Genomic DNA, 10,489 nt, shown 5'->3' on the forward strand with positions numbered 1-10,489 from the left:
GTGTGCGGCCGGGGTGGCCGCCGCCCACCCCATTGGATCTGCTGGGGATTCTGCGGCCCGCGTCTCACTTTTGCCAGGGAAGCTCCGGGGTCGCAGACTCCCGAACAACATGCAGAGTGGGACCACAGAGGCCCCAGCACATCGCAGGATGGGGCTGCAGAGTCCCTGGCAAACGAGGAGGAGGTGACCCGCGCAGATGGCGAGTCAGGACTGGTTCGACAAGGACTTCTACGCGATCCTCGGGGTCGCCCAAGACGCCGACGACGCCACGATCAAGAAGACGTACCGCAAGCTGGCGCGCGAGTGGCACCCGGACTCCAAGCCCGGTGACACGGCGGCGGAACAGCGGTTCAAGGAGATCGGTGAGGCGTATGCCGTGCTCTCCGACCCGGAGCAGCGTCAGCAGTACGACGGTGTGCGGGCCATGTCGCGCGGCGGTGCCCGCTTCACCTCCGGCGGCGGCCCGGGCGGTGCGGCAGGCGGCGGTTTCGAGGACGTCTTCGCTCAGATGTTCGGCGGTGCGGGCGGTGGCCGCAGTGCGCAGAACGTGCAGTTCGGCACCAGCGGCGGGCAGAGCATCAACCTCGAGGACCTGCTCGGCGGCTTCCCGGGCGCCGGTGGCCCGGCCGGTGCCGGAGCGGGTGGTCCCGGCTACGGCTTCCAGGCGCCGCGCGGTCCGCGACCGGGGCGCGATGTCGAGGCACGGGCGACGCTGAGCTTCCGTCAGGCCGCGACCGGTGACACCGTCACGGTGGGCAGCCCGGACGGTGACCGGGTCACCGCGCGGATCCCGGCCGGCGTCAAGGACGGCCAGACGATCCGGCTGCGCGGCAAGGGCAGGCAGAGTGAGCCGGGGGGAGCCTCCGGAGACCTGCTGATCAAGATTGCGGTCAAGCCGCATCCGGTCTTCTCCCGTGAGGGCAACAACCTGATTCTGGACGTCCCGGTGACCTTCGCCGAGGCGGCGGCCGGTGCGACCGTCAGCGTGCCGACGTTGGACGGCCCTCCGGTCAGGGTCAAGGTCGCAGCGGGCACGCCGTCGGGGCGGGTGCTCCGGCTGAAGGGCCGCGGCATCAAGACCAAGAGCGGGGCCGGTGACCTGCTGGCCAAGCTGCAGGTCGTGGTGCCCCAACGGCTCAGCGACGCCGCCAAGGCAGCGATCGAGGCGATGCGCGCCGAGGAGCAGGACTACGACCCCCGCGCGGAGCTGTTCGCCCGCGCGGCGGAGTGACTGTATCCGCATACCGCTGGCAGACTGCCTAGCAAGATGGAGGTGAGGGACCGTGGTGGTCCGCAACCGGACGGACGTCGATGAGGACGCGCCCGTCTTCGTCATCTCCATCGCGGCCGAGCTCGCCGGGATGCACGCCCAGACCCTGCGGCAGTACGACCGGCTCGGCCTGGTCACCCCGCGGCGCACCCGGGGGGGAGGGCGCCGCTACTCCTCGCGTGACGTCTACCGGCTGCGTGAGGTGCAACGGCTCTCCGGCGAGGGGGTCAGCCTCACCGGCATCCAACGCATCATGGACCTGGAGCACCAGGTCGAGGCGTTGCGGGCCCGGGTCAGCGAGCTGACCGAGCACAACCAGATGCTCACCGACGCCCTCGGTATGGGGGATCGCGTGTTCGCCGCCGGGCTCACCGGCGAGGTGACGACCCTTCGTCAGGGCATGCGGCCCCAGCGGGTCAGCACCAGCACGGCGTTGGCTCTGTGGCGACCTCCCCGAGTGCCTACTCGATGATCCAGCGCCCGTAGTCGCGGTTGAGGGTGTCCGCCACCGTGGTCGAGACGACGCCGGTGCCGCCGAGGATGGTCAGCCGTTGCGGCGACAGCCGGTTGAGCTGGGTCGCGACGGGCGCGGGAATCGAGGTACTGCCGGTGATGAGCACCGGCGCCGACTGGGACCCGGCCAGCACCGAGCCGGCGAGGGCATCGGGCCAGTTGAGCCCGTAGGCGACGTAGGCGTTGCCCGGGTCGGCACCGAAGGTCGCGGCCACGGCGGCCGCGGTCTCCCACCGGTTGGTCCCGCCGAGCCGCTGATCCGCGCCGAGCTGCCGGAAGACCCCGTCGGAGACCGCGCCGTCACCGCCGAGGACCACGATCCGACGTGGCCGCAGCTCATCCAGCGCGGCCCGCACCGAGTCCGGTATGCGGTCCTGCTTGGTCAACAGCACGGGTGCGTCATCGCGGGCGGCGGCCGAGGCACCGGCCAACGCGTCGGGGTAGGAGCGGTCGGCGCCGCTGGCGACGTAGACCAGCGGCACGTCGGACCCGGAGAGCAGTGCGATCTTGGCGGCGGTGTCGTAGCGGTCCTCGCCGGCGATCCGCTCCACGGCATACCCTTGCGATCGCAGGCCCCGCAGGATCGCCTCCGGCACGGCACGCTGCCCGCCCAGTGCCACGATCGACCTGGGCTTGAGCGAGCTCAGCGCCGCCCGCGTCTCGGTCGGTATGCCGTCCGGTCCGACCAGCAGGACCGGGGCGGGACGACCCGAAGAGGTCAGGGTGCTGGGCACCTGCCCGCGGGCCGCCGCAGGACTGCCGGCCAGGGCGTCGGCGAAGCTGAGGCCGGAGGCGAGGTAGACGGTGTCGGCGCCGCCGGGGAACTGGGCCGAGATCAGTCGCGCGGTGTCGAAGCGGTTGGCACCACCGAGCCGGCCGACCTTGGGCGCGAAGACCTGACCGCGCCCCAGCACGGGGATCCGCACCGCCGGGAGGCCGGAGGTGGTCCAGGTCACCGCACCCTTCTGCCAGGCACCGGCGGCGGCCCCGGTGTTGGCCATCTGGATCGAGACCTGCGCCGAGCCACCGGCCGGGATGGTCAGCACACTGGGGCGCACGCGCATCGGGAAGGTCGACGGGCTGTCGGCGGCAGCCCGGAAGGTCCTGGCCTGGCCCGACACGTTGGTGACGGTGCGCGTCACCGTGGTCGGCGCGGTGGCCGGCAGCTGCGGGACATGGACCGAGGGCTGGTTGAGGCGGGTGCCCGTGGAGGGCTTGGTGACGAAGGCGTTCCAGTCGGCGAGCCCCGAGTCGAAGACCAACGGCGTGGCCAGCATCCCCTTGGCAGCGACGAAGCCCGCCCCGCCCACGTGCGGGTTGTTGCTGCCCCGGGTTGCGTAGCGTCGGGTGGAGGTCATCAGCGATGACTTGACCGCCATGGGAGACCAGGCCGGGTGGGCCTGCATCTGCAGCGCGGCCAGACCGGCCACGTGCGGTGAGGCCATAGAGGTGCCGGATATGCGGTCCCATTGCGGCTTGTCGTCCTCGCTGTCCTCGACGGCCGCGAACACCTCCACGCCGGGCGCGCCCAGGTCGGGCTTGAGGATGGTCTGCAGGCCGGGGTTGCCGGCGGCGTTGACCGGGCCCCGCGCGGAGAACCCCGCGATCGAGGGGACCGCCCCGTCGGAGCTGCGGTGCACCGCCGCGGCCACCGTGGTCAGCCACGGCACCGTGTGCTCGACGTCGCTGCCGGAGTTGCCGCCGGCTGCGGCGACGAAGACCCCCGCGGCCGCGGCGTTCTTGAAGGCCTCGTCCACCGGGTCGTCATAGCCGTAGGGATCGCCGCTGATCGAGAAGTTGAGGACGTCGACCCCGTCCCGCACCGCCCGGTCGACCGCAGCGATGGAGTCCTGCATGTAGCAGCCGCCCTCCCAGGGGTTCACGGTCTCCCAGCACACCTTGTAGGCCGCGACGTGCGCCATGGGGGCCATCCCGGAGATGCTGGCGCTCCGGCCGTCGAAGCCCTTGGCGCTGGTCTGCCGACCGGCTGCCGTGCTGGAGACGTGGCTGCCATGACCGTTGACGTCCAGCGGGCTGACACTCTCGTACCGCGCCAGCTCGGCCCCCGCTGAGCGCAGGCCCTGCACGAAGTAGCGGGCGCTGACGATCTTGGCGGTGCACGCTCGGGCCGGCCATCCTGCGGCGTCCTGGCCGGAGTCGCAGGCTCCGGTGAAGCCGGCCGGCTTGGCCGGCATGCCGGTCGCCGAGAACGACGGGTTGCGCCAGGAGATGCCGGTGTCGAGGATGCCGACGACGACACCTCGGCCGGCCCTGTCGGCCCCGCCGAGCTGGGCCCACGCCCCGCCCGGTCCGCTCAGCCCGAGCAGACCGGGGCTGATGTCGGTCGCCGGGAGCTGCGGTCCGGCGGATGCGCTCGCCGGGTCGCTCAGCAGCTGCCGGGGCTCATCGAGGGTGACCGAGCGCACGTCGGGGCGCTGTCGCAGCGCCGACACCTCGGCCGCCGTGAGCGGCACCGCGAACCCGTTGAGCGCCGTCGTGTAGTGGTAGGTCGGGTCGGCCGCCACCTCGGACAGCACCTGATCCTGCTGCTCCAGCAGCCGGTCGGTGTATGCCGTGGCCGACTCGCTGGTGGTGTCGAGCCGACCCTGGTCGGTCGCGCGGGCCGTGGGGCCGGTGGCCAGGGGTGCATCTCGCAGCACCACGACATACGACCCGTCCTCGGCGGTCGTGGGGTCCTGCATGCCGGTGAGCGCCGAGGCGCTCAGCGGCAGTCCGGCGCAGACGAGAGCCAAGGCGAGGACCCCCGCCAGCAGATGCCGACTGCTGCCACCTGATGATCGACCTGACATGTGGGCTTCCCTCCCGCCCGGCCCCCGCGGTGCCGCGCTCCCGTGTGCGACACCGGCGAGCGCATCCCGCCTGGCGTCGACCACATCCTATGTGGTACTTGCGCGCGAAACCCAGCGCGCAGCTCAGGCCAGGTCGCGCACCATCGGCACCACGTCGTCGATGCCGTCCTTGATCCAGGTGGGACAGTAGGGAAAGCGGTCGACCTCGGGTCTCGTGGTCGAGCCGGTGAGCACCAGCACCGTGCGCAGACCCGCCTCCATGCCGCTCTTGATGTCGGTGTCCATCCGGTCCCCGATCATCACGGCGTGCTCGGAGTGCGCCTCGATCCGGTTGAGGGCACTGCGCATGATGAGCGCGTTGGGCTTGCCCACGAAGTACGGCTCGACCCCGGTGGCCCGGGTGACCAGGGCGGCGACCGACCCGGTGGCCGGCAGCGGCCCCGCGGGGGAGGGCCCGGTCGGGTCGGGGTTGGTGGCGATGAAGCGCGAACCGCGGGCGACCAGCTGGATCGCCTTGGTGATCGCCTCGAAGGAGTAGGTGCGGGTCTCGCCGAGCACGACGTAGTCCGGCTCGCGGTCGGTCAGCACGTAGCCGGCGTCGTGCAGGGCCGTGGTGAGGCCGGCCTCCCCGATGACGTAGGCCGAGCCACGGGGGTGCTGTTCGGCCAGGAACCCTGCGGTCGCCAGCGCTGAGGTCCAGATCGCCTCCTCCGGCACCTCGATGCCACTGGCCGCGAGCCGGGCCCGCAGGTCCCGGGGCGTGTAGATCGAGTTGTTGGTCAGCACCTGGAACGGCGTGCCGGTCGCCAGCAGCTCGGCGACGAACTCGGCGGCCCCGGGCAGTGCCTGCTCCTCGTGTACCAGCACGCCGTCCATGTCGGTGAGCCATCCGTGGACGGCGCCCTGTTCGGTCATGCCACCCATCCTGCCCCTAGTCTCGAGCACATGGACAATCCCCGGCGCACCTGGACCCCTGACGAGCTCGGTGCCCTCGACGAGGGCCTGGGTGAGGAGGACCTGGCGATGCGGGCCAGCGTCCGCGCGTTCCTGGCCGACCACGTGCGACCCCACCTGGCCTCCTGGTATGTCGAGGGCCGGCTGCCCGCCCGCGAGCTGGTCCGGGAGTTCGGCCGGCTGGGGGTGCTGGGCATGCACCTGGACGGGTACGGCTGCGCGGGGGCTAGCGCGACGGCATACGGAGTCGTCTGCACGGAGATCGAGGCCGCCGACTCCGGGGTGCGCTCGATGGTCAGTGTGCAGGGGTCGCTGGCGATGCAGGCGATCCACGCCTACGGCAGCGACGCGCAGCGCGAGCAGTGGCTGCCGGGCCTGGCCCGCGGCGAGCTGATCGGCTGCTTCGGGCTGACCGAGGCCGACGCCGGGTCGGACCCGGCCAGCATGCGCACCCGGGCCCGGCGCGTGGGCACCGACTGGGTGCTCGACGGCACCAAGCTGTGGATCACCAACGGCTCGATCGCCGACGTCGCGGTGGTCTGGGCGCAGACCGACGACGGCATCCGCGGCTTCCTGGTGCCGACCGGCACGGCCGGCTTCTCCTCGACCGAGATCACCGGCAAGCTGTCGATGCGGGCGTCGGTGACCAGTGAGCTGGTGCTGGACGGCGTGCGGCTTCCGCCGTCGGCGGTGCTGCCCGGTGGCCACGGGCTGAAGGGACCGCTGGGCTGCCTGACCGAGGCTCGCTTCGGCATCGTCTTCGGCTCGATGGGCGCCGCTCGCGACAGCATCGAGACCGCGCTGGGCTATGCGGTGACCCGCGAGCAGTTCGGCCGTCCGATCGCGGGCTTCCAGCTGACCCAGGCCAAGCTGGTCGACCTCAGCGCCGACTACATCACCGGCATGCTGCTGGCCCGGCACCTCGGCCGGCTCAAGGACGCCGGGCGCTTGGCGCCGCAACAGGTGAGCCTGGGCAAGCTGACCAATGTGCGTCGGGCGCTGGCCATCGCCCGGGAGTGCCGCTCGGTGTTGGGGGCCAACGGGATCAGCGCCGACTATGCCCCGCTACGACATGCCGCCAACCTGGAGTCCGTGCTGACCTACGAGGGCACCACCGAGATGCACACCTTGGTCGTCGGCCAAGCACTGACCGGTCTGGCGGCGTTCCGCGGAGTTCCGGCGTGCCGACGACGGACGGCCCGTCCCCTCCGGGAGAGGGGACGGGCCGTCCGTGGTGGTGCTGCCGTGAGTCCGAAGACTCAGGGGGTCAGCTCAGTCGGTCGCCCACTCCGGGTAGGACTGGTTGAGCTCATCCTCGACGTCCTGCGACACCGCAGCGGTGCCACCGAGGACGAAGACCTGGTCCGGGGAGATCCGGTCCAGCTCGGCCAGCACCTGGTCGGGCAGCTCGTCGGCGGCGCCGGGGCCTCGGACGAGCACGACGGGTGCGTCCTGGAAGCCGGCCAGCGCCGACCCTGCCAGGGCGTCCGGGAACTTCTCGCCGGTCGCCACGTGCGCGACCGGAGCGTCGTTGCCGTCTCCGTAGCCGAAGGCCTTGGAGATCTCCGTGGCCGTCGCGTACCGGTCGGCACCGGCCAGCCGGTCCGTGCCACCGAGCTCGGCGTAGGTGTCGTCGGCGATCGCGTTGGCCCCGCCGAGGACGATGACGTTGGTCGCACCGAGGTCCTCGATGGTGGAGGTGACGACGTCGGGGACCGAGTCCTTCTTGGTCAGCAGGACAGGCACCCCCTCGGAACCGGCCAGTGCCGAGCCGCTGAGCGCGTCGGGGTATCCGTCCCGCTCACCGGTCGCGACGTAGACGGTGTCGGACGTGCCGTACTCGGCGGCCAGCAGTGCGGCCGTCTCGTAGCGGTCCGCGCCGCCGATGCGGCCGACGGTCGCCGTCGTCGTGGCGTTGAGCTCGTCCTCGACACCCTGGGACACCGCAGCGGTGCCACCGAGGATCACGATGTCGGCCGGGCCGATCTCGTCCAACACCGCTTGGCTGTCGGCCGGGATCGAGTCGGACTTCACCAACACCACCGGAGCTGGGTCGCCCTCGGGGGTGACCTGCTTCCCGGGGACGAGGCCACGGCTGGCCGGCGGGGAGCCGGCGAGCGCGTCGTAGAAGTTCTCACCGGTGGTGACATAGACCGTGTCCACCCCGTCGGGGTAGAGCCGCGCGATCTGCGCCGCGGTGGCGTAGCGGTCAGCTCCACCGACGCGGTCGACGGTCGGGTCGGGCACGACCTCGGCGACCTGGCCCCGGGCGACGAGCGGGATCCGCACGTCGCTGGCGGCGCCGTCGGTGCTCCAGGTGACGAAGGCCTTCTGCCACTCGGTGACCGGGGCCCCGGTGTTGGCGACCGTGATCGACACGTCCGCGGACGCACCCGCCGGGACGGTGATCGTCTCCGGCTGCACGTCGACCGACAGGGTCGCCGGCAGGGCAGTGGTGGCCGGCTGGTCAGCGGAGGCGGTGTAGGTCAGTGCCTGGTTGCTGACGTTGGTCACCGTGCGGACGACCGTGGTCGGCGCCATGGTGAGCTCCGGGATCGAGATCGACGCCGTGTTGAGCTGCGTGCCGGTCGACGGGTCGGCCAGGAACGCATCCCACTCGGCCTCGCTGGAGTCGAAGACCAGACCCGGGTCGAGCATGGTGCGCGGCTCGACGAAGCCGTTGCCGCCCACGAAGGGGTCGTTGCCGGGGCCGGCGTAGTTCTTGGCGCCGGTCGTCAGCGAGGACTTGATCGCCATCGGTGACCAGGCCGGGTTGGCCTGGGTCTGCAGCGCTCCGAGCCCCGCGATGTGCGGCGAGGACATGGAGGTGCCGGTCAGGTAGCCGAAGGCCGGGGAGCCGTCGGCTGCCACTGCTGCGGCCAGCACGTTGACGCCGGGGGCGCCCACGTCGGGCTTGAGGATGGTCTGGTCGGCGTCGGCGACGTCCACCGGCCCCTGGCCGGAGAAGCTCGCGATGCCCGGGACAGGACCGTCCTCCTCGCGGTGGTTGGCGGCACCGACCGTGGTCATCCACGGGCCGATGTGCGCCACCGCGACGCCCTCTTCGTTGCTGTTGCCGGCCGAGGCTGCGACGAACACCCCTGCGGCTGCGGCGTTCTTGAAGGCCAGGTCGACCGGGTCCTCGTAGGTGGTGGGGTCACCGCTGACCGAGAAGTTGAGCACGTCGACCCCGTCGGAGACCGCGGAGTCGATCGCGGCGATGGAGTCCTGGTTGTAGCAGCCGCCGCCGGCGCCCTCGGCGAGCCAGCAGACCTTGTAGGTCGCCAGGTGCGCTATCGGGGCCATGCCCGCGAGGTTGAAGTCGTTGGTGCCGTCCGTGACGGTCACCTCACGCCCCACCGCGGTGCCGGCGACGTGGCTGCCGTGGGTGTCGGTGTTGAACGGGCTGCGGCTGTCCTCGGCGGACAGCGTCGCGCCGGCGGCGTCGAAGCCGTTGATGAAGAACTCACCACTGAGGTTCTTGTTGTTGCAGGCCTCGGCGACCGGCCAGCTGGCCGGGTCGGCACCAGGGTCGCACTCCCCGCCGAAGCCGGCCGGGGCAGCCGGCATACCGGCCGGGTCGAACGACGCGCTGCGCCAGTCGGTGCCCGAGTCGATGACCCCGACGACGACGCCGCTGCCGGCCTGGTCGGCTCCGCCGAGCTGCTCCCACACGCCGCCCGCGCCGCGCAACCCGAGCAGGTCGGGGGACACCTCGGTGTCGGGCTGGGCCGGGCCGTCGCTGACGGTGAACTCGTCCTCGTCGGCGAGCAGCTCGCGCTTGGTGTCCTTGGTGACCGAGCGCACGTCCGGCCGCTTCGACAAGGCGGTGGCCTCGGCGGCGGTCAGCTTGACCGCGAAGCCGTTGAGCACCGTGGTGTAGCGGTAGTTGGGCTCGGCTGCCACGTCGGCGAGTACGGCGTCCTGCTGCTGGCGCAGCTGGTCGCTGTAGGCCTGTGCGGCCGAGCTGTCGACGTCGAGCTTCTGGCCCGACGCCGGGCGGGTGCCCGGGTTGGTGGCCAGCGGCGCGTCCTGCAGGACCACGATGTACTGGCCGTCGGTGAACGGCGCGGTGGCAAGCGTGGCGGGCGTCGAGGGTCCCTCGACCGCCATCGCGGACACGGCCGGCAGCGCGCTGGCCACCATGCCGAAGCCGGCTATGGCAGCCAGGGCCCGCCGACGCGTCCCCCTGAGTGGATGTGCTGACACAATCTCCCCTTTGTGTAGGTGCCAGGTCAGCAGTTAGCCCTGCCCCCGAGCGTGAACAAGATGTGAGTAACCTCACGAAATGCTCACGACGAAGAGTACGTCGTTGCTTTCCTTGCGGCAAGGCGGCCCGGCGTCAGGGGAGAAGCGCCAAGGTCGAGGTGCCTACGGCTATTGCTGGATGTAGCCGACGAGCTGGTCGCGCTCGCCCTGCAGCTCAGCGATGCGGTGCTTGACGATGTCGCCGATGCTGACCACTCCACGCAGCCGACCCTCGACCACGACGGGCAAGTGCCGGATGCGGTGATCGGTCATCGTCCGGGCCAGGGTCTCCAGGTCGTCCTCGGGCACGCAGGAGTGCACCTGTGAGGTCATGATCGAGCTGATCGGTCGGCCGAGCACGTCGGCACCGTTGTGGTGCAGGGCTCGGACGACGTCGCGTTCGCTGACGATGCCGGCGACCCTCTCACCGTCGGGGCTGACCACGACCGCCCCGATGCCCTCCTCGGCCATCAGCTCGAGCAGGGCCGCGACGTCGGTCTCAGGGCTCAGGGTGGTGACGCTGTCACCCTTGCGGCGGAGCACCTCGCTGATGCGCATACCTCAACATATCCCTGCCGAGGCCGGTTCGCCAAGAACGGCCTCAGCCGAGTAAGGAGCGCGCCAGATCATCTGACAAAAGTGCATGAAGCAATGAGTAGAAGAGCAAGAAGCGCAACAGGTCGAAAGCGGAGCC

At 71.2% G+C, this 10,489-nt stretch carries 6 protein-coding genes and 1 pseudogene; 3 read left to right on the forward strand and 4 right to left on the reverse strand.

Going from position 1 to position 10,489, the window contains the following annotated elements; genetic code table 11:
• Positions 1–196 precede the first annotated feature (196 nt).
• Both ACR2FV_RS08350 and ACR2FV_RS08355 read left to right on the forward strand, forming a co-directional pair.
• Positions 197–1,231 carry a DnaJ C-terminal domain-containing protein gene (locus ACR2FV_RS08350; RefSeq protein WP_434015231.1) on the forward strand — a complete coding sequence of 345 codons (1,035 nt, stop codon included), beginning with the start codon at positions 197–199 and terminating at the stop codon, positions 1,229–1,231.
• Positions 1,232–1,283: 52 nt separating this feature from the next.
• Positions 1,284–1,742, forward strand: coding sequence for a heat shock protein transcriptional repressor HspR (locus tag ACR2FV_RS08355; RefSeq protein WP_434015232.1), 459 nt, complete (start codon positions 1,284–1,286; stop codon positions 1,740–1,742).
• Here ACR2FV_RS08355 and ACR2FV_RS08360 read toward each other — a convergent pair.
• Entirely contained in the window at positions 1,732–4,593 is a 2,862-nt protein-coding gene (locus ACR2FV_RS08360) for a cell wall-binding repeat-containing protein (RefSeq protein WP_434015233.1), read from the reverse strand. The genes ACR2FV_RS08355 and ACR2FV_RS08360 overlap by 11 nt on opposite strands.
• A gap of 123 nt (positions 4,594–4,716) precedes the next feature.
• On the reverse strand, positions 4,717–5,517 hold the full coding sequence (locus tag ACR2FV_RS08365) for an HAD-IIA family hydrolase (RefSeq protein WP_434015234.1): 801 nt from the start codon (positions 5,515–5,517) through the stop codon (positions 4,717–4,719).
• Between the two features lie 21 nt (positions 5,518–5,538).
• Between ACR2FV_RS08365 and ACR2FV_RS08370 the strand changes: the two are divergent.
• Positions 5,539–6,717 (forward strand): annotated as a pseudogene (locus tag ACR2FV_RS08370) (acyl-CoA dehydrogenase family protein); the annotation flags it as partial.
• Between the two features lie 102 nt (positions 6,718–6,819).
• On the opposite strand, the gene ACR2FV_RS08375 reads toward ACR2FV_RS08370, so the two are convergent.
• On the reverse strand, positions 6,820–9,756 hold the full coding sequence (locus tag ACR2FV_RS08375; RefSeq protein WP_434015235.1) for a cell wall-binding repeat-containing protein: 2,937 nt from the start codon (positions 9,754–9,756) through the stop codon (positions 6,820–6,822).
• A 168-nt stretch (positions 9,757–9,924) separates the two neighbouring features.
• Positions 9,925–10,353 carry a CBS domain-containing protein gene (locus ACR2FV_RS08380; protein ID WP_434015236.1) on the reverse strand — a complete coding sequence of 143 codons (429 nt, stop codon included), beginning with the start codon at positions 10,351–10,353 and terminating at the stop codon, positions 9,925–9,927.
• Positions 10,354–10,489: the final 136 nt, after the last annotated feature.

Source organism: Ornithinimicrobium sp., from assembly GCF_051004135.1.
In the GTDB taxonomy this organism is placed as follows: Bacteria; Actinomycetota; Actinomycetes; order Actinomycetales; family Dermatophilaceae; genus Ornithinicoccus.